Source organism: Bacillus sp. FSL W8-0770 (assembly GCF_038008705.1).
GTDB lineage: Bacteria > Bacillota > Bacilli > Bacillales > Bacillaceae_G > Bacillus_A > Bacillus_A cereus.
In genome coordinates, this window is sequence record NZ_JBBOZR010000001.1 from 2,680,662 (window position 1) to 2,700,335 (window position 19,674).

Below are 19,674 nucleotides of genomic sequence, written 5' to 3' on the forward strand. Positions count from 1 at the left end.
GTACTCTCCCCTTACATAAGCTGCAAATATTCATCAATGTCTTTAGAAATTTGAATAAAAGCTTTATTCCAAAATTCATAATTTCTTATATCTATTTCAAAATGTTTTTTCATAAGCTCCTCTACTGGAGCCTTTCCTGTTTCTCGTAAGAACTCTTTATATTTCGAATGAAAAGTACTTTTACCTTCTTGAGCTATTTCTAATAAGCTAAAACTTACTAAATATCCAAATGTGTATGGATAATTGTAAAAAGGAACATCTGCTATATAAAATTGAATATATTTCATCCATACAAACGGCTGGTATTCACTTAAAGCTTTTCCATAAGCTTCTTTTTGTGCAATTATAGATAATTTCTCAATTTCATCAGCACTTAAAGGACCCTCTTTACATTTTTCATAAAATGTTTTTTCAAACTGATACGATGCTCGTATTGCCATTACATAATTAAAACTATTTCTTATTTTCCAGCTAAGTAATGACTTTTTCGTATCTTTACTATCCGTTGTTTCAATTAGATAATTTAAGAGTACCGTTTCAAAGAAAATAGATGCTGATTCAGCCGTACTCATTGGCAAATAATCATCTAAAAAAGATGTAGATTGTTCAAAACTCATATTATAAAAATGCCAAGCATGTCCTAATTCATGAGCGAGCACTCTTACACTATCTATACTCCCATCATAACGAATGGAAATTCTCGATTCTTTCTCACTGAAAAATGGAGCACAAAACCCACCTGGTGGTTTATTCTCTCTCGGTTCAGCATCTACCCAACCACTTTCTATCGCATTACGTGCAAATTCTGCTAATTCTTCATCAATATTCTTACATGCATCATAAACGTTTTGTATTGCTACTGAAAAAGGAATCATGATCTCATTACTTTCCTTTACCGTCATAAGTTCATGCCATGTAATTGAAGCTTTTCCTTTCTTATACAAGTTTAAAGCACTTACTAATTTATCAAGGTTTTCTTCTGTCGCATTCCACATTTGGAATAATACAGTTTCTGAAATGCCATTCGCATGAAAAGATTGTGTTAAAATCTCTCTATCTTCTATTTCATTACTCTTTGCATTACGCAATCTCCCTATTTGATTTAATACAGTAGCAAAGATTTCTTTTTCCTTATGTAAAGTACTTGTAAGCAACTCGAATACTTCTAATCTTTCCTTTTCATTATCACTATTCATTGCAATAGTATTTGCTTGTCCAAAGGATAATTGTCTATTATTGCGCTCTATTTCTATCCTATCCCGTAATTGTATGTACATATTTTCCCACGCATTAAGCTCATCTTTTATTAACTTAGTATTATCTGAAGTTTCCACTTCATTATGTTTTATTACTTGCTGTAATTCATTTTTTAGTTCCTTCACTTTCACGGTCAATTTAGTAAGGTCAGATGGTACACTTTCTTCAACTGATCTACAGTACAAATAGTATTCTGCTTTTTCAATAGCTTGTATTAGCTTTGAAAGAACCTCTACATCTTTTGTTACAAAATATTTCTCTTTCAACTCCAAAATCGGAAATAGAATATCCTCATTCGAATACAATCGATTTAAATCCCATCTAGCAATTTCTTGCATTTTTATAGCCACCCCCTATTTTTACAAATAGTTACAGATATTTCTCCCCACACAATTATATATGAAATGGCAAAATTTTGATATCTTCAAATATTTAAATTCCTACAAATACATTCTTATTTATACTCTTTTCTTCTACCATTAAGTATCATTCCACATATAAAAAATACTCCCTCTACAAGAGAGCAATTCATATAGGAAAACTTCAAAGATTTTATCTTCACCAATACCATATCGACCGGTAATCACAGATTAAAGAAAAAAGGATTGATCAAATGATCAATCCTTTACTCTACTTCATTTAAGAAAAATAAAGTTATAACGCCAGGTCCTGTATGTGCTCCGATTGCTGCACCAATTGTATTTACGATAAATACTTCACAACCGAATCTTTCCGTAATTAATGATTTTAATGCTTCCGCTGTTTCTAAGTCATCACCATGAGTGATACCGATTGTTTGACCTTTAAGGTCTTTACCACGCTCTTCCATAATATCAACAATTCGGCTTAATACTTTCTTTTTCCCTCTTACCTTTTCAAGTGGTACAAGTTTTCCTTCTTCCACGTTTAAGATAGGCTTAATGTTTAGTAAACCACCGATAAAACCAGCTACTTTACTTAAACGTCCACCTCTAACAAGGTACTGTAAGTCAGCTACAGTGAAGATGTGCTCCATATGGTTCATTAGAAAAGCGACACGGTTTAAAATATCTTCTTTTGATGCGCCGTCTTTTGCCATTTTAGCAGCTTCTAAAACGACAAGACCTTGACCAAGCGAAGCGCATTTTGTATCAATAATTTCTAAATCTAAATCTGCATATGTTTCTTTTACTTCCTCTTTAATGACAACTGATGATTGATATGTACCAGACAGTTCAGATGAAAAAGCTAAATATATACAAGGATTACCTTCTTTTGCATAAGAAACAAATTTTTCTTGGAAAGTTTCAAGCGAAGGCAATGACGTTCTATAAACAGCGCCTTCTCTCATTTTTTGCAATAATGTAACTGACTCTAATGTTACTCCATCTAAATACTCTGTTTCTGCTTCATCATATACACGGAGTGGAATTAAATCAATATCATATGCTTGCAGCAATTCTACTGGTAAATCCGCCGCACTATCCGTAATGATTTTAACACTCATTTTTAAACCTCTATTCTGTTATAAATATAAAATAATAAAATAAAAATAGTACTTTTAAATTATATACGTAAAACTTAAATGAAGAAAGGAAAACACTTTATATTGTATGCACTATTCTTCAAAACTTGAACTATTAACGAAAATGATTCTATTTTAAACACCTTTTTCTTATTATTTTTCTATAACACGAGTAATTTTATAAGTATTTTGTATCAGTATATTTTACTTCTTTAACTTAATATTATCTTTTCAAATTCATACTGTTTAAAATTGAAAAGCCAAATCCAATAAAGGAAATGGCTTTTCAATTTTCATAAAATAACCAAACTTTATTTTCCATCACATTGTTTGTTTACATTCATACTTTGGTGATGTTGAATATTAGTCCAGTTATGATGAATATTTATAGCCTGTACTATAATTAAAACAGTGAATATTTACCTGTAAGATGCACTATATCTAAAAAAGGTTAAACATTTTATAAAATATTTAATTTTACTAGTAAAGCTAATAAAATTTGGAGAAGAATTTGAACATTTACTGCTATGTCTGTATCTGTAGTCGTAACTGTAACATTTCTAGAATTTCTAATAACAGTTTCTTGTTTATTAATTTGTTTAATAGATGATTTTTGAAACAATTCTTGTGCTACACGGTCAGCTTTTTCACTATCTGCTATAGAAATACTTATTATAACCACGATAGCTGCTTGTAATGCAGCTTGAATAGATAACGCAGCTTTTGTATCTGTAGTAGTAACTTCTACATCTGCTGAATCAACTATTGTAATAGATTCTTCAGAAATTTGGTAAGTTTTACTTTCTTGTGCTGCAGCTTCTGAAACGGTAGCATTTTTAAAAGATGGATGAGGATTTGAGGAGTCTAATGCACTCCACTTTTTATTTTCATCTGAATGACATGTTTTTTTCATACATTCACCCCCTTTCAATCTAAATAATTATTAACTTGTGATTGTATTTCAGAAACAATACTTTTAATTTGCTGCTTTTTTTCTGGCGATAAATTTTTTAGTTTTTCTTCATTTATCCCATGCCTATTAAAAATATCTGAGAGTAAAAGGTCTATAATTATATTCTTTTGATCCTTATCAAACTTAAAGGAAGAAAACTTATTTAAATCATCCATTTACAATATTCACTCCTATCAGTTTTCTATAAAAATTTAGATTAACTACCAGCATTATATGTATTTAAATAAAAAATGCTTGGACAAGTAACTTAATCTTTTATTTTCACGGCTTTTTACTAATAAAATCAAAAAGCTGTCTTCTAATACGAAGACAGCTTTCCTTTACTTCACATATATAAGTTTTATTCACTGTTAAATAATAGGTTCACCTTTGTTATTGTGTAGTTTTCCACACTTAATTTCCCATCAATCTTGAATATTAATTCGGTCATAATGAGAAAGTCCAAGCTTGTACCACATATTACAACAAAAAATATTTACTTAGTGTGAACCCTTATAGCTAAATATAAATATAAATAGGATAGACACTTTATAAAATGTTTAGTTTAACTAGTAACGCTAATAAAATTTGAAGCAGAATTTGAATATTCACTGCAATATCTGTATCAGTAGTTGTTACGGTTACGTTTCTGGAATTTTTAATAAATGTTTTTTGTCTATTAATTTGTTTAATAGATGATTTTTGAAACAATTCTTGTGTTATTTTATCTGCCTTTTCACTATCTGCTATAGAAATACTTACTACAACCACAATAGCTGCTTGTAACGCCGCTTGGATAGATAGTGCAGCTTTTGTATCTGTAGTCGTAACTTGTACATCTGCTGAATCTACTATTTCAATATATTCCTCAGAAACTTGATCGATTTCATCTGTTTGTATAGCTTCTTCTAAAAAATTTGCATTTTTACTAAATGAATAAGAATTCACTGATTCGGAATCCTGTTTTTTTGGTTCAGAACCCCGATTTAATGGATCACGTTTTTTCTTTCTTCTACAAACTTCACAATCACACATAAAATCACCCCTTTTAGTCTAAAAAATTAGCAATATAAAAATATTGGCTAACTACTAGCATTTTATGTATTTTTTTAAAAATTGTTTGGACAAGTAACTGAATTTATATTTTATTTCTAATTCTTTTTTGTAATAACAAAAAGCTGCCTTCTAATAAGAAGACAACCCTCTTTTATTTCACATTTATATAAAAGACCCATACTTAAATACACTTTCTACTCTTCAAATTGTAAATATAATAAAAAAATATATTCTCAATCGTTTTTCTATCAGTACTCCTAATCCGAGCTAAGGATTAATCAAAGATATTTTATCTCTCCTTTTATAAATGGCTGATTAAAACTCAATGTTCTGTCAATACTATAGGTAACATGATTGTATTTCTCCATTCCCCCTTGGAGAAGAGCAGTTAGCTTTTGCTAGCTGCTCTTTTATTTTTTCAAAAAGTCACATAAATATCTTTAATTCCAAACATTCAAAAGATAAAATATGATAAAATTGTTATGAAGATATTTACCAACTAATAAATACGCCCTAGACTTACGTACTAGGGCGTATTTATTTTTTAGTATGTAACTCCTTCACTCATCTATTATCTATAAAATAAGTATCATATGCCTTATCAAATTCATATCCTAACTTTTCTGCTAGTTTAGCAGATGTAGTATTCGCTGCGTCCCAGTTTGGATACTTTCCATTTTCTAAGCAATCCAATATAATAGCTGCACTAACTACAGTTGCCAAGCCCTCTCTTCTATGATTGTGATCAGTCGCAACTTCAATTTCAATCCCGTCATTATAAATACTATACGAGGATGCGCCGCATACAACTTCTCCATTATATAAAATGCTATAACCTATACCACGGTTTATATAATCTTCTACCGAATGAAATTGACTTGTAAAATCTTCAGATATCTTATGTAATGTAGGGCTATTTGCGATATGCTCATCTATTCTTCTTAACTCATATTTTTTTGGAAGTGTTGATATAAAAGATTGTAATTTTGAACGATTAAAAACTTCTGGGTTTCGTTTGAATTTATAACGTAAAAACTTATCTATTTTTCTTTCATGGAATGTTTCTAAGCGTTGTTTCCACTCTTCACTATTTACGATAACTAAAATTCTTTCTGGAATATTACGTAATAACTCTTCTGTTTCTTTCGTATTTGGGTCTCCAGCGTAAAATGTAAAAATCCCTACCATAACTTGTGCTACTGTTGGATTTTCAAGGTCATTTACCCAAGCAGTACCCATATGCCCTTGTAAATAAGAAAGTAAAACAACGTTATTGAAATCCTCAAACATAGAAACTAGTTTTTTTCTTGTATGTATATTCGCTTCATATATCATTTACATTCCCGCCTTCTTTAGAATCAACTATTCTTAACATTTTCATGAGCGCTCCATAATTCGTATTCATATACATACCCACCTGTTCATCATAAAAGCAATTGACTATTAAATTAAAAATTCTAATATTTATAAAATATCAGTAAACATAAAATGATTATAACATCTACTAACTATGAAATGATCAACATATAAAATAAGTCAACAATAAATATATTTCTTACCCGTTAACAAACGGTTTGAAGGACCAACATAATTAATTATGTAACAACCCCTCAACAATAGTTTGAGGGTGCATTTAAATACATGTATTATAACTCATTTTTATAAATAAAAGATTCCGTCTCACCGTTCTTATATACTTTAGTCAATTTAACAACTGATTTGTACGTGTTAACGTCATCCTCTATCATTTTTTTATCTCTTCTATTTCGGCATCACCAGTTCCGCCCTCTATTTTTAAACAGTTCGAAATGGAAAGGTATCCGCTTGATGCCAATATAAAAATAAAAATCGTATCAGGAAAATTAATAAATAATAATCCGTAGTTTAAAGGGTCTCCAGCTGGATGTGATAAAAGTAATCGAAAACCTACCAGTTCAGGTACTTGAACAAAATCTCTAGAAACTCTCGGTTCACAACCCACTTACACTCCATCCCTTCTCTATATAGAATTGCTACTACATATATATGAGAAGAAAATAAGAAAAGCTTGGACAATATAACTTTAACGTAACATTATCGTTACCTACTCGTACATTTATATGGAAATTACACCAATTTTGAGTAAGGACACATAATTTTTACTATAAATACATATAACAATTTCATCTTTCATAAAAAAAACGTTATAATGAGGTGTAGCCTCTACGATTACGTTATAAAGGAGATTAAAATTATGGCTAAAATTAAAGTGTACCAAGCAAAAGAAGAAAATATGGATGCAGTAAAAAATATCATTGATGTTGAGGAACAAAACCCAACTACTGAAAATTTACAAAATCTATATGCGTGTGTATTAGATACTGAAGATATGGCATTGCCTGAATCATATATTGAAGAAGATATCTTAATTGATTCTATTGAAGTTATGGTTAACGCTTCTCAAAGCAAAGTAAGAGACTTAGGCGCATACGATGTAATTGAAGTTCAAAACAAAGGCAAGAAAACGCAAATTTTATTACTTGCAGACGAAGAATACGAAATTATCGAAGGCTAATCTAACACCGTACATACGAAAAAGCTCCTTTCCAATTGGAAAGGAGCTTTTTCATTACGCTTTTGATGTTTCACTCTTTTTATTCATTTGTTCTTTCTTAATTACCATACGCTCATTTCCCATAAAGAAAATGAATATGAATGCTAATCCAGCTGGTACCAATGCCCACATGAATGTTTGAACAATTGAACTAGAAAGAGCGTCAATAATTTTATCTAATATTTGCGGAGGGATTTGAGATCTTGCCGATTCTGATAAAATGGCTCTTGAATCCCCTAATTTTGTATTCATTCCCCCGCTCATCCCTTTAAATGCTTCTTCTAATTGATCTTGGAAACCTGTTCTTTGGATCATTCCGAAGATTGTAATACCTAGTGTCATTCCTAATGAACGAATGAAGTTACTCGTTGAAGTCGCAGATCCACGCTGTTCCATACCGAAGTTATGAATTGAAGCCATACTTAGTACAGAGAATGAGAAACCTACTCCAAATCCGATAATAATCATATAAACCGTTAATAATGCACGACTTGTTTCTGGCGTTAATGTACTTAATAAGAATAATCCGATTAACATAATAACAGCAGAAATAATCATAATGTTTCGGTAGCTCAGCTTAGTCGTTAAAAATCCACCTAACTGCGCTGTTACGACTGATCCTAGCATCATAGGTAAAAGTAATAATCCTGAGTTTGTTGCAGTCCCGCCGTATACACCTTGAATGAATAACGGAATGTAAACAGTTGCTGACATAAATGCAGCACCGTAACATAATGCAATAATTGTACTCATTCCGAATAAGCGCTGCTTAAACATCTCAAATGAAATAATTGGTTCTTCTACTTTTCGTTCAATAAAAATGAATGCGATGATTAAAATAGCGAATCCACCAAATAAACTTAAAATAAAGCTAGAATCCCAATCATATTTTTGTCCGCCTAGTTCAAGCGCAAACATTAAAGAAACTACTGCACCAACTAAAGTAATTGCGCCAAACCAATCAATTTTTTGCTTTCTATGAACGCGTGATTCTTTATAAAAGAATGTAATAAAAATAAGTGCTAAAATGCCAAGTGGTAAGTTAATATAAAATACCCAGTGCCAGCTAATGTAATCGGTAATATATGCGCCAAGTAATGGCCCGAAAATACTAGATAATCCAAATACAGCTCCGAATAAACCACCCATTTTCCCGCGTTTTTCAGGTGGAAAAATATCAAAAACGATAGTAAACGCGATCGGCACTAATGCCCCGCCACCAATACCTTGAATGGCACGATAAATACCTAACTGTGTAATATTTTCAGCAGTACCACAAAGTGCCGAACCAATCATAAAGACAATTAAACCGAAAATAAAGAATCTCTTTCTACCATACATATCTGATAGCTTACCGAAAATCGGCATGCCTGCCATTTCTGCGACCATATAGGCAGAAACGACCCATACAAAGTTTTCCAGGCCTCCTAAGTCACCAACGATTGTTCCCATCGCCGTTACGACAATGGTATTATCCATCGATGCCATTAAAATACCTAGCAATAAGCCCGCCACAACAAAGCCGAGCTTATTATTCTTCTCAACCATATCTCTTGCTCTCCCTCATACTATTTATATTTGTTTATGTTCTTTTACGACTGCATTACCTTTTTGATTAAAACTAGTATGATATTCTACAACACTAATTTCACATCCAGGACCAATTGTGACGTTGTTGCCTCTTACAACTTCAGCAATCGTATGTTCTAAATAGATATCATCTCCTTCAACAATCGAAGTTTGGAGGTTTCCAGCATGACTAGTAAAAGGAATAAATCTCGCTTTTTTACGAACGGTAATTTTTTTACCACCAATTTCTCTTACCTTACTGCCTTCATAACGAAGTGAGATTTGAATATTTTCAGCATTAAGTAATCCATCACTTTCAAGACCACCATTTAATGATAAATCTTCTACTTCAATATCTCCCTTTACATTTAAAGCACCTTTTACATCTACGAAATCACCTGAAAACTTTCCTTCAATATCTATCATACCTCTAACTTTTGTTTTTTCAATATGAGCATCACCATGAATTTGTGTATTACCATATACTTTTACATATTCCGCATCTACATTTCCTTGTACTTCGTTATCTCCATACACGACATAGTTTTTCACTTTCACATTACCGTGTACATCACTCGTTCCGTACGTTTTAAACTCATTGCAACTCATATCATTCGTAATTGTTCCTTCACCGCGAATCTTCACTTTATTATAATCTCCGCCTGCTGAATTACCAGAACCATTTACTGTGAGACTATGTGGATGTTCCATACTGATTTCTCCCTTCCGTTAAACCTGCTTAATTTCTTTTACATTTGCATTTTTATCAACAGTAAGAACACCGGTATATTCAATCAGTTCAATCTCACAGTTTGCTCCTACTGTAACATTGTTTCCTCTTACCGTTCTTATGTGAGCATAATCAATATCGATATTGTCACCTTCTAATAGTTCAGCTTCTAACTGCAAGCCAAACACTGTTTTAAATAGTCTACTAAATGTACCTGATCTATGTCTTACTTTAATCGTTTGACCACCAATTTCTTTCGCTCGACATGTACCGTGAATATTTATATTAATTTCATCTGCGTTTAATAAACCACCGATTGTAAATTGGCCTTCTGAAGAAAAAGTATCCACTTCACAATTACCGTCAATTGTAGCTTGACCATTGACTTTAAATTCTTCACCAGTGACATTTCCACCTATCGTACCTTTTCCTGCAATTTTCAAACTGTTTGCTTTTACATTTTGCGTAATTGTTGCTTTTCCATCAATTCGCATCGTTTCAGCATGAACTGTGCCATCAACTTTACCAGATCCGCTAATTCGTGCACTACTACTTTTCAAATTGCCAGTAACTGCACCGTAACCGTTACATTCAAATTGCTCACATTCAACATTTCCATTCACAGTTCCTTTTCCGTTTAATTGCACTTTATGAAACTCGCCACCATTCGATGAACCGTAACCATTTATAATCAAATTATCTGTACGCATACTTTCTCCTCCACTACAACAATTTAGTTTTTAATGCTTCGGTATATTTCATAATCGCTTCGCGTAAAACGATTTTGGTGCCTTTTTCAAAAATTAAATCGTCCACGTTTGAAACTAATAAACATGTAGAAATCCCTAACTTTCGGACAATAATTAAGTCACAAGTTTTATGTTTAATTGCTTCATAATTTTCACGTAAAACTTGCAAGACCATTTTTCCTTCTTCTAAACTAATCTCTCCTGATTGTAGTAATTCTTCTAACATGTACACATAAAGAATATCTACAAATTGAAAATCTGCTCTTTTATTCGTTTGTTCTATGAAAAATTGTAAAACTGGTTCTGATGCAATCCCCTTGCGTAAAATGTCTTCCTTTGTTAAAAGAATTTCTCTCACACTCGGTGAAAACATGTTAGCTAGTTCATCAAGTGATAAATCCTCTTTCATCGTTTGGATTTTATCGATACGCTCTAATATCTTTTCTTTCGGAAAAAATGTCTCTTGACCTGTAAACGTTGATTTTCGTACAAACCAATCTTCCGGAATTAAATTTTTTCTTTTCCACCTATATAACTGTCCATATGAAATACCAGTTAGTTCTAATAAATCTTTTTTTGAAATTAAATCTGTACTCAACTGTATAACACTCCTTCCTGATAATAATGTAACATAACACTGTTACGCTGTAAATAAACTTTTATCACAAGTAGCGTAACAATGTGTAAAACAAACCTATTCCTACATACAAAAAAGGCTCTTACACACCTTATGAAAATGTGCAAAAGTCCTTATATATCAAGACTTAAACCAAATATTATAAAAATCAATCCAACCTTGTGAATTAATCATTATATTTTGAACTTTTTCATGTGTACTTACCTCTTGTTTATTACGATATAAAGGAATAATATGAATTTGACGTAACAAAGTATCCTCGATATCACCTAACAGTGTAACTCTTTTCTCTAATTCTTCTTGTCTAAAATAAGGAGACAACTTTTCATGAAAGTCCATGCTGCTTTGTCCATGAATAAAACTATTTTTTGTAAGAAACATATATAATAGACTATCTTCTATTCGTTCACTAATTGTGGCACTATCATGCATCATATCGGCCTTTTGTATCGTACTTACTTCCAATAGCTCTTCTATATCAAGAAAATTATTTTCTACACGAATCCCATATTTCGCACACTCTTTTTGTATCCACTGTGCATCTTCAACATGATCTCGTCCTGTAAATGTGTAGAGTTGTAGCACTTCATTATGATAAGTACTCCTTTTAATTAAACTTTCTACATCTTCCTCAATCTCTACAATGCTTTCACCTGCTAATATTAGTTTTTTTGCCACTTCTCCACGTTCTCCGCCGAGTTCTTGAACGATTGTATAACCATGAATGATGTTATATAACGCTTTCCGAAATAACTCATCTTGCATTGGTCCTTCTTTCGTAAGATTACATGTTATATATGTCACGTTCGACTCAAGCCGAGACAATTCTTTATTATGTTTTTCTTTATCTTTATACTGCGCCTTTACTAAAACATCGTATGTACCTACACCTTGTTCTACATTCCACAACTCAACACGATCTAAAAAAGGTCTTTCACGAAAATATAAAGGATGTCCTTCTAAAATGAACAGATTTTCATTACTTTTATATAATTGAAAAGGCCCGGTTCCAATTAGCCCTCCTGCTTCATCTTCATTCACGATAGAACACTGTTCTGCACTTAGCATATGTAAAAACATTCGATTTTCTGTATGTAATTGAATTTCGAAAACGTAGTCATCCACTGAACGGATACTTTCAACGTGTTGTAACATCCATGCGTGTGCATTATTTTCCAGCTTTATAAATCGATTCAACGAGTATATAACATCATGTGCAGTAAGTTGTTTTCCATTATGAAAGTGAACTCCTTTTCGTAAGTAAAACGTCCATATTTTTTCAGCGTCATTATATTCCCAGTGAAATGCAAGTCTTGGCTCTATAATGTTTGTATTACCGTCTACATACACGAGTGTGTCGAATATATGTTTTACCATATGGCATTCTGAGCGCATTGTAGCGTATACAGGATCTAATGTGATATCTAAATTCATTTGTACTTGCAACCGGAGTACATCTCTTCTCCCTTCAGATGTCATTTCAACCTTATGACCAAATATTGAATCCACCCAGGAATGATATTCTCCCTTTACTGATGGAAAATGTGAGCTATAGCGTTCCACAAATATACTTCCGCTTTTCACATCCCCTTTTTTCGTTATTTCTTTTCCTCTATCTAAAATTAAAGATATCGGGTGCTTTTGAAATATTAACTTAGACCGATTTCCTCTGCCGCGACCTGGAAACCACTTGATCCAATTTAACTCATCTAATTTTTTTATAATTAACTTACTATTGCGCTCTGTACAAAATAATGTACCAGATATATTTTGCACTGTTACTTCCAATCGTTCTCCCTCTTTTTTTCCTTTTCCATAAGCAATCCATAGTTCAATGTATTGATCTAAAATAAACATCATACTCCCCCTAAAAGGTGAAAAATCCTCCCTATAGTCTCTACCCTTTTTCCAACTCTCCTTTCATCTTATCATTTCAATATAGAAAGGAGGAATTAATATTGAATTATCTCTTACTTCGTTACAATAAACCTATTTTTATTAGATTGTGTGGTGAATTATTAACCCGAACGACTGAATCTATGTTAGCTCTCATTATGATTATTTACGTCAATAAAATGTTAAACGGCAATGTAATAATAACTATGCTAATTTTCGGATTACAGCCACTTTCAGACATTTTATTTACACTTATTGCTGGAGGAATTACTGATAAATATGGCCGAAAAAAGATTATGTTACTCGGATTATTACTACAAGGTGTTGCAATCGGCAGTTTCGTTTTCGCTCAATCTGTTTTTATATTTGCACTGTTATATGTCATTAATGGTATTGGCCGTTCCTTATACATTCCAGCTCAGCGTGCACAAATTGCTGATTTAACAAAACAAGAGCAGCAAGCAGAAATTTTTGCTCTCCTACAAACGATGGGAGCAATTGGATCCGTAGTCGGCCCTTTAATCGGTGCATGTTTTTATAATACTCACCCAGAATATTTATTTATCGTGCAAAGTGTAACCCTTACGATATATGCCGTTGTTGTTTGGACCCAGCTCCCAGAAACCGTTCCACCTATGAGTAAGTCGAAACAAACAGTTGAGGCAAGTTCACCAAAGCAATTTATTTTTAAACACTATGCTATATTCGGTCTTATGGTTTCTACACTTCCTATTAGCTTTTTTTATGCACAAACTGAGACGAATTATCGTATTTTTGCAGAACATGTATTTCCTAATCTCGTATTCATACTCGCATTTATTTCAACATGCAAAGCCATTTTGGAAATCATACTACAAATCTTCCTCGTAAAATGGTCTGAACGATTTTCTATGGCGAAAATCATCCTTATTTCTTACGCCTGCTATACAATAGCTGCAGTTGGCTTTAGTTATTCAACGACGATATTGTCGTTATTCTTCACCTTACTCTTTTTAGTCATCGGAGAAAGTATTGCTCTAAACCACTTATTACGATTCGTTTCAGAAATTGCACCTCACAATAAACGTGGTTTATATTTTTCAATTTACGGTATACACTGGGATATATCTCGAACGTGCGGACCAGTTATTGGTGCAGTTTTATTAAGTAAGTTAAATGGAAGTATGCTGTTTTATATTTGTGCTAGTTTCTTATTAATTGGAGGTATTGTTCAAGCACTGTTTGTTCAAAATTTAGAACGTAAAAAAATCACGAACCAGCCTACACATAATTTATAGGTTACTACTTTTTCAGTAGATCAATATTTCTTATTGGATGAATATTAAAAAACAAAAGTGAAGTATTTCGCGTATGAAAGTATGTTTTATATGGCAAGAGACGTTCCTTATTTACAACTAAAAACACCTCATTTAAGTAAAGTGAGGTGTTTTTGAAATCACTTAATTTCTTATCCTGCCATTTTATTAATACTATCCTCTGGTGAAAATACAGAAATATGATCTACCTTACCAGTCGATTTTGGAATGACAAATTTCAGCTCATACTGGTTATTTACTTTGTATACATATATTTTATCTTCACCATTCTCTTTAACTGAAGATGGTTTTCCTAATGCTTTTTCAATTTCTTGTAATGTAATCAATTTTAGTTCTGCATGATATGAGCGTACATCAAAAACTTGTGACCCTTTATTAAATCCGAAAACAATATTTTTATTTGTAAAAGTTGCGTACATTCCGTTCCCTGCATATTCGGTTTTATTTGCTTTCCCCCACGCTTTTTCAATTTCTTCAATATCCCCTGTATGGGCTCCAAATGGTACATTAGGTACTTTTCCTTCTTTTGCGAGTTCAAACAAATCTTTAACGTGGTTAATTGATTTTTGATTAAGTGTTCTATTTTTCGAATCTGGGTCAGGCGATGGTTTTGTTGTTTTTTCATTGCTTGGTTTTGCTTCAGGATTTTTCTGTTCTTCTGAAAAATTACTTTGTTCATTTTTATTATTTTCCGAGGTTGGATTTGTTTCCTTTTTTTCGTCTGTCTCTTTACATGCGGCTAGCGCAAACATACATGTAAACACCAAAAATAACATAACTATTTTTAAATATATTTTCATCATCTTTACCCCCTATTGCATCTTATTCATTTCGTTAACCAACCCATTACACTACTTTTCAAATTATGTTTGTTCCAAAAAAGTCAGTGCTTCACTCTCTCCAAAAGCTTGTACAAAATATATTACAAAAGCTGTTTCTAAAAAGTAACCAAGTCTGTTATATCCGAAGTAACTACCTCCTGATAAACGAAACCATTTTCATCTCCTTATTTAAACCTTCTCTTCTCAATGATAATATCCTCTATCTATAACTTAAAACATGCTCTCACAACAGCTCCTTGAAACAGAAAAAAACCAGTAGGAAGTGATTACTCTTTTCCTACTGGTTAAAATAAAATTATACGGTAAATCTTAGCTTCTTAAAAAATGTAGCGATAGTATTTTTTACAGTTTCAAAATTATAAGCAAACGTGTTATCTCCACTTAATGATGAAATACATGTTAAACCTGCAGCTTTAATAAAAGCTTTTACATCTACAAGCATAAAATTAGCCTCCATGAATTTAATTACAATCATTATAACAGGTGTTTTACGATGCTAACATGAAAGTAATAAATAAATTTCTATTATTAATTTATCCCGCTATTTGCCGGGCAGTAAGATCCCCACCTCAAAATTCAGCGGAAACAAAGAAGTTAGGTGGGGGCCCTGCTGTCCGTAAAAGCCCGCTTGGTGAGGGCTGATAATCAGTGGGGATGAACACCCCACTGATTAAAGTTTCACTTTATTTAGCTCACAGTACACCATTCCAATGTCATATAAAAAAGCTGCCCAAAAAGGGCAGCTTCAAATATGTATATTACACTTCGATTGATTTACCATCTTCAACAATATGATAAAGTAAATGCGCTAAATGATGAATTGGACCGTATTCTTCCTCTTCCTCATCTGTTTCACCTTGGAACTCAAGATCGTTTAAGTACAGTGCTAAAAATTGATAGTATAGTTTTAAATCAAATCCGTAGCACGCAGTTGGCTCTTCATGATCACCTTCGTATTGTAACATTAAGTATTGATCGTTTCCTTCTGCATCTTCTGCATCAAAGAATACGAAGAATCCAACGTTTGTATCTAAATCAAATAGATGACGAGTGCCTTTTTCTGTTGCTTTGTTAAAGTCCTCTTCACTTAATTTATGTACTGTTGTCGCTTTAGCATTATCTTCTTGATGGAAATTTACTGTGAATGTTTTCAATGCTGACACCTCCTGATTGTATAATACTAGCATAACATATAAAAAGGACTGCTTACAAATGTAAACAGTCCTTACATTCATTTTCGCATTGCTCGTAATAAGAAGCTTACGATGAAAATTAAAATGATCGCACCGATTAAAGCTGGAATAATTGCATATCCGCCAATGACTGGACCAAAACTACCAAGTAATTTCGAACCAACCCAAGAACCGATAATACCAGCAATAATATTACCTATTACACCACCAGGTACGTCCTTTCCAGTAATTAAGCTCGCAAGCCACCCTAATATACCACCGACGATTAAAGACCAAATCATATAATAACCTCCTTTACATTTCACCAATCAAAATATAATTAGAAACAATTGCTTACCATTAGTTATGTGACATTTTTCATAAGTTATTCATGTTGTTCAACTTTAAGATTTTTGAGAATAATACACACAGATTAAACCTTTTTTGAACTAACGATTTATCCGACTTGTTATTACACACATTAAGGACAATCTGGCTTCAATATTGTTCGCATAAACTCTTCTTTAAAAGCTGCATAGTTAAAACCAACAGCAATTCTTTGAATCGGCCGATCATCAAACCTTGTTGGCTCAGCTATTTTTCTAAAGTCTGCTACACTTTGGCCCCTAGTCACATCATTTGTCGTACTAATCCACACTGCCGATTTTTTATATTCGAAAATACTGTCATTTATAAACGAGATAAACGGTAGTAAATCGTGTATAGGACTTCCACCAATACCCGGATATTCTTTTTTATAAAAGTTCTCATAATAAAAATCAATCATTGGTTTAATGAGTTTCGCCTGTCCAGTTCCTTGTTTATCTATTATATTGGCCATTTCAGGTGTTATAAGCGCGCCCTGTGTTACATTTAACGGGTATATGCTAGCGTTTTTCGCATATTTCATAACAATATTTGCTGCAATTGGATCACCATAAAAATTCGCTTCAGATACAGGTGTAACATTACCTGGAAATAGGAAAGCGCCGCCCATTATATAATACGAACAAATACGATCCATTATATTTGGATACAATAAAAATAACGTAGCAAGCGTCGTTAGTCTCCCTGTCGCCACAATTATAATATCTTCTGGACAAGGTTCGATTAATTTGATTAATTCACAAAAATTTTCTCGTTTACAAATTCTCATCTCAGGTGGAATAATAGGACCTAAACCGTGATCCCCGTGGATTTCAGGGAAAAACAAAGGCTCTTCAGCTGTCATCGGTCTACTCGCACCTTCAATAATTTTCACTTGTGTAGCATAGTACCTTTCTAAAAAATAAACATTTTCCGTAACAATATCTCGTGATACATTCCCGTACTCAGCAACAATACCTAGAATATCTAATTTACATGTTTTATTTGCATAAATTAACGCTACGGCGTCATCAATACCAAAGTCTCCAAAAAAGATAATTTTCTTATTAACTATTCTCACCCCTCTTGAGCATAATCTACTATTATTATTATGTGAAAAAGACAAGGCGGTGAAACAGCGCAAACTAAAAAAGCCGCCTATTTATTGGCGACTTCAATCTTTTTATAAGACAAATATGCAAGTACATTTTTACTTGAATCGTATTTCGGGTTATTTCCTTTTCTCGGCTCTCTCATATGTGTCTTTTCAAATCCAGGAATGTCTGGCATTTTCCCCATAAATTCAAGCATTTCTTCCTCAGTACCTTCAATGCGTACACGAATCATTATAACTATTCCTCAATTCTCAGTTTCTCTGTACTAAGTATATCGTACTTCAGAAAGACTGCAACACATTTATCTTTTTAACGTTGTACTTTTTTTACATATAAACATAGCCATTTCAGTATAGAACGATTCTACTTTATTATTTTTAAATTGAATATTAAAATATCCCTTCATTTCGTTTGGTGCTTTCATCATACATTCTGTTAATTTTTTACGCTTTTGTAAAGGGACATCCATCATATTACACCACCAGTCAAAATCAAACTTCTTATCAAAAGTAAGACATGACTGCATTTGTAAGCCATTTTTTTCTAATAAAGTAAGCCATTCTGTCTTTTTTAGAGCTCGTTCATGACTTGGGTCACGCTTTTTTTCTATAAAATTATAAAATGTATCATATTCATTATTTTCTGGCGAAACATTATCTATTAAGATGAATAATCCATTATCCTCCAACGTACGATGTACTTCATAAATAAATTGAGCCGGACTCGTAAAATGATGGGCTGCAATCCGGCATGTAATTGTATCAAAAAAATGGTCTACAAATGGTAAATTCTCTGCATTTCCTGCTACAAAAGATACATTTTCATGACCATTCTGCTTTATAAAAACTTTTGCTTTTTCTAACATCTGTTCTGTTAAATCAAGTGCAACTACTTCTTCAAACATAGGTGCTAACATATTTGCCACATGCCCGCCACCAGTAGCAACATCAAGAAGACGATTATTATGACGAGACTCAACTTGTTGAACTACATATTGTAAATCCAGTCCTTTAGCATGTATTTTACTATTTACATATTTATCTGCATTGCTGCCAAACTGTTTTTTCACAAGCTCTTCTTTACTCATATTATCATCTTCTTTCTATTGTTATTTACATATACGACTCATATAATTATTACAATTCTCTTAATGTATTTTCAAATCCTCTTTTCATCTCACTTCTTATCATATTTACCTTTCATTAAAATAATATAATTTTGCATTTTATTATTAAACAAAAAAAAGGCTATGGGAACTTCCCCCCTAACCTGAATAAATATTTACTACATTTTTATTTCTTCGTATATATCTATATAATATAAATCCTCTTTCAACTTCATAATAACATCTACTTCGTTATAAGTAGCCTCACGAGCATGTAAACTAAATTGATCCATACCAATCCATATCCACCCAGGTGTAAGATATAAAACATCTATATTAAAATAATCTAACTTAGTAAGCTCCGATGTAATAAATTTATCTTTATTAGCAATTTGTTTATCTATTAAACCGTATTCTTTCCCATTTTCAAATAGCGATATAAATTTCCCTACAATCGGATGTTCACGAACAATAAAATGATATTCTTTTTCCTCTATATTTACCACAATCAAACGAGAAACAGATAAATCAGGCCCTGAATTCGACATATTTGTTTATTCACCTCCTTATATAGGCTTCTTAAATATGATAACAAATGAATATTCAAATTAAGTTAATATAATGTAAAAAATAAAAAAGCTGATTTCCCTTTAGAAATCAGCCTTTATAATTTGATCAACTTTATTCTTTTACAAATTATTATAATGTTTCTTTTTCCTCATCATTTCCAGAAACTAAATTTCCTATAGCATCTGCTGTTACTTCCACTACAAATTCACAAATACCAGCCACAACTTCTCCAATTATTTCATCCA

Annotated in this window: 21 protein-coding genes and 2 pseudogenes; 2 read left to right on the forward strand and 21 right to left on the reverse strand. The window is 32.4% G+C overall.

The window, feature by feature from the left end:
* Positions 1-11: 11 nt before the first annotated feature.
* From NST27_RS13815 to NST27_RS13845, 7 genes and pseudogenes are all read right to left on the reverse strand, one after another.
* The gene (locus NST27_RS13815; protein WP_001155368.1) at positions 12-1,595 is read right to left on the reverse strand and encodes a M3 family metallopeptidase; all 1,584 of its coding nucleotides are present in this window, start codon (positions 1,593-1,595) and stop codon (positions 12-14) included.
* 287 nt (positions 1,596-1,882) lie between these two features.
* Complete coding sequence (locus NST27_RS13820) at positions 1,883-2,743, reverse strand: DegV family protein (protein WP_000111645.1); 861 nt, start codon at positions 2,741-2,743, stop codon at positions 1,883-1,885.
* A gap of 478 nt (positions 2,744-3,221) precedes the next feature.
* Positions 3,222-3,674, reverse strand: coding sequence for a spore coat protein (locus NST27_RS13825; RefSeq protein ID WP_000750485.1), 453 nt, complete (start codon positions 3,672-3,674; stop codon positions 3,222-3,224).
* 14 nt (positions 3,675-3,688) lie between these two features.
* Positions 3,689-3,889, reverse strand: a complete 201-nt coding sequence (locus NST27_RS13830) for a spore coat protein W (protein WP_000342253.1) — start codon at positions 3,887-3,889, stop codon at positions 3,689-3,691.
* Positions 3,890-4,262: 373 nt separating this feature from the next.
* Complete coding sequence (locus NST27_RS13835) at positions 4,263-4,748, reverse strand: spore coat protein (RefSeq protein WP_000332786.1); 486 nt, start codon at positions 4,746-4,748, stop codon at positions 4,263-4,265.
* A 585-nt stretch (positions 4,749-5,333) separates the two neighbouring features.
* Positions 5,334-6,104, reverse strand: coding sequence for a GNAT family N-acetyltransferase (locus NST27_RS13840; protein WP_000638733.1), 771 nt, complete (start codon positions 6,102-6,104; stop codon positions 5,334-5,336).
* A 311-nt stretch (positions 6,105-6,415) separates the two neighbouring features.
* A pseudogene (locus NST27_RS13845) lies at positions 6,416-6,741 on the reverse strand (BC_2878 family exosporium-associated protein); the annotation flags it as partial.
* Between the two features lie 261 nt (positions 6,742-7,002).
* Between NST27_RS13845 and NST27_RS13850 the strand changes: the two are divergent.
* Positions 7,003-7,323 carry a hypothetical protein gene (locus NST27_RS13850; protein WP_001062731.1) on the forward strand — a complete coding sequence of 107 codons (321 nt, stop codon included), beginning with the start codon at positions 7,003-7,005 and terminating at the stop codon, positions 7,321-7,323.
* Between the two features lie 54 nt (positions 7,324-7,377).
* Here the strand turns inward: NST27_RS13850 and NST27_RS13855 are convergent, their stop codons facing one another.
* The 5 genes from NST27_RS13855 to NST27_RS13875 all read right to left on the reverse strand — a co-directional run bounded on the left by NST27_RS13855 (position 7,378) and on the right by NST27_RS13875 (position 12,904).
* A complete protein-coding gene (locus NST27_RS13855) occupies positions 7,378-8,910 on the reverse strand; it encodes an MDR family MFS transporter (RefSeq protein ID WP_000229618.1) in 1,533 nt (510 codons plus the stop codon).
* A gap of 24 nt (positions 8,911-8,934) precedes the next feature.
* Complete coding sequence (locus tag NST27_RS13860; RefSeq protein WP_047386352.1) at positions 8,935-9,642, reverse strand: polymer-forming cytoskeletal protein; 708 nt, start codon at positions 9,640-9,642, stop codon at positions 8,935-8,937.
* Between the two features lie 18 nt (positions 9,643-9,660).
* Positions 9,661-10,371: a bactofilin family protein gene (locus tag NST27_RS13865; protein WP_001258387.1), complete on the reverse strand. Its 711-nt coding sequence runs from the start codon at positions 10,369-10,371 to the stop codon at positions 9,661-9,663.
* Positions 10,372-10,384: 13 nt separating this feature from the next.
* Complete coding sequence (locus tag NST27_RS13870; protein WP_000102244.1) at positions 10,385-11,008, reverse strand: YhbD family protein; 624 nt, start codon at positions 11,006-11,008, stop codon at positions 10,385-10,387.
* A 159-nt stretch (positions 11,009-11,167) separates the two neighbouring features.
* Complete coding sequence (locus NST27_RS13875) at positions 11,168-12,904, reverse strand: ABC transporter substrate-binding protein (RefSeq protein ID WP_000470197.1); 1,737 nt, start codon at positions 12,902-12,904, stop codon at positions 11,168-11,170.
* 101 nt (positions 12,905-13,005) lie between these two features.
* On the opposite strand from NST27_RS13875, the gene NST27_RS13880 reads away from it, so the two are divergent.
* Entirely contained in the window at positions 13,006-14,220 is a 1,215-nt protein-coding gene (locus NST27_RS13880; RefSeq protein ID WP_001108458.1) for an MDR family MFS transporter, read from the forward strand.
* 170 nt (positions 14,221-14,390) lie between these two features.
* Here the strand turns inward: NST27_RS13880 and NST27_RS13885 are convergent, their stop codons facing one another.
* From NST27_RS13885 to NST27_RS13925, 9 genes and pseudogenes are all read right to left on the reverse strand, one after another.
* Positions 14,391-15,062: a YjgB family protein gene (locus tag NST27_RS13885; RefSeq protein ID WP_001987496.1), complete on the reverse strand. Its 672-nt coding sequence runs from the start codon at positions 15,060-15,062 to the stop codon at positions 14,391-14,393.
* A gap of 23 nt (positions 15,063-15,085) precedes the next feature.
* Positions 15,086-15,257 (reverse strand): annotated as a pseudogene (locus NST27_RS13890) (aminopeptidase); the annotation flags it as partial.
* Positions 15,258-15,396: 139 nt separating this feature from the next.
* Complete coding sequence (locus NST27_RS13895) at positions 15,397-15,543, reverse strand: hypothetical protein (protein WP_000959548.1); 147 nt, start codon at positions 15,541-15,543, stop codon at positions 15,397-15,399.
* Positions 15,544-15,859: 316 nt separating this feature from the next.
* Entirely contained in the window at positions 15,860-16,255 is a 396-nt protein-coding gene (locus NST27_RS13900) for a hypothetical protein (RefSeq protein WP_000847587.1), read from the reverse strand.
* Positions 16,256-16,332: 77 nt separating this feature from the next.
* Positions 16,333-16,575, reverse strand: coding sequence for a GlsB/YeaQ/YmgE family stress response membrane protein (locus NST27_RS13905; RefSeq protein ID WP_000638306.1), 243 nt, complete (start codon positions 16,573-16,575; stop codon positions 16,333-16,335).
* Positions 16,576-16,754: 179 nt separating this feature from the next.
* On the reverse strand, positions 16,755-17,720 hold the full coding sequence (locus NST27_RS13910) for a nucleoside hydrolase (protein WP_001223681.1): 966 nt from the start codon (positions 17,718-17,720) through the stop codon (positions 16,755-16,757).
* 77 nt (positions 17,721-17,797) lie between these two features.
* Complete coding sequence (locus NST27_RS13915) at positions 17,798-17,986, reverse strand: DUF3970 family protein (protein ID WP_000621885.1); 189 nt, start codon at positions 17,984-17,986, stop codon at positions 17,798-17,800.
* Positions 17,987-18,055: 69 nt separating this feature from the next.
* Positions 18,056-18,841, reverse strand: a complete 786-nt coding sequence (locus NST27_RS13920; protein ID WP_000031309.1) for a class I SAM-dependent methyltransferase — start codon at positions 18,839-18,841, stop codon at positions 18,056-18,058.
* 197 nt (positions 18,842-19,038) lie between these two features.
* Positions 19,039-19,407 carry a hypothetical protein gene (locus NST27_RS13925; protein ID WP_098289687.1) on the reverse strand — a complete coding sequence of 123 codons (369 nt, stop codon included), beginning with the start codon at positions 19,405-19,407 and terminating at the stop codon, positions 19,039-19,041.
* Positions 19,408-19,674 lie beyond the last annotated feature (267 nt).

Coding starts and splice junctions, on each gene's coding strand:
- NST27_RS13925 (WP_098289687.1), bottom strand. CDS start 19,407: ATGTCGAATTCAGGGCCTGATTTATCTGTTTCTCGTTTGATTGTGGTA.
- NST27_RS13895 (WP_000959548.1), bottom strand. CDS start 15,543: ATGCTTGTAGATGTAAAAGCTTTTATTAAAGCTGCAGGTTTAACATGT.
- NST27_RS13885 (WP_001987496.1), bottom strand. CDS start 15,062: ATGATGAAAATATATTTAAAAATAGTTATGTTATTTTTGGTGTTTACA.
- NST27_RS13855 (WP_000229618.1), bottom strand. CDS start 8,910: ATGGTTGAGAAGAATAATAAGCTCGGCTTTGTTGTGGCGGGCTTATTG.
- NST27_RS13905 (WP_000638306.1), bottom strand. CDS start 16,575: ATGATTTGGTCTTTAATCGTCGGTGGTATATTAGGGTGGCTTGCGAGC.
- NST27_RS13815 (WP_001155368.1), bottom strand. CDS start 1,595: ATGCAAGAAATTGCTAGATGGGATTTAAATCGATTGTATTCGAATGAG.
- NST27_RS13860 (WP_047386352.1), bottom strand. CDS start 9,642: ATGGAACATCCACATAGTCTCACAGTAAATGGTTCTGGTAATTCAGCA.
- NST27_RS13865 (WP_001258387.1), bottom strand. CDS start 10,371: ATGCGTACAGATAATTTGATTATAAATGGTTACGGTTCATCGAATGGT.
- NST27_RS13850 (WP_001062731.1), top strand. CDS start 7,003: ATGGCTAAAATTAAAGTGTACCAAGCAAAAGAAGAAAATATGGATGCA.
- NST27_RS13915 (WP_000621885.1), bottom strand. CDS start 17,986: ATGATTCGTGTACGCATTGAAGGTACTGAGGAAGAAATGCTTGAATTT.
- NST27_RS13825 (WP_000750485.1), bottom strand. CDS start 3,674: ATGAAAAAAACATGTCATTCAGATGAAAATAAAAAGTGGAGTGCATTA.
- NST27_RS13840 (WP_000638733.1), bottom strand. CDS start 6,104: ATGATATATGAAGCGAATATACATACAAGAAAAAAACTAGTTTCTATG.
- NST27_RS13830 (WP_000342253.1), bottom strand. CDS start 3,889: ATGGATGATTTAAATAAGTTTTCTTCCTTTAAGTTTGATAAGGATCAA.
- NST27_RS13920 (WP_000031309.1), bottom strand. CDS start 18,841: ATGAGTAAAGAAGAGCTTGTGAAAAAACAGTTTGGCAGCAATGCAGAT.
- NST27_RS13875 (WP_000470197.1), bottom strand. CDS start 12,904: ATGTTTATTTTAGATCAATACATTGAACTATGGATTGCTTATGGAAAA.
- NST27_RS13820 (WP_000111645.1), bottom strand. CDS start 2,743: ATGAGTGTTAAAATCATTACGGATAGTGCGGCGGATTTACCAGTAGAA.
- NST27_RS13835 (WP_000332786.1), bottom strand. CDS start 4,748: ATGTGTGATTGTGAAGTTTGTAGAAGAAAGAAAAAACGTGATCCATTA.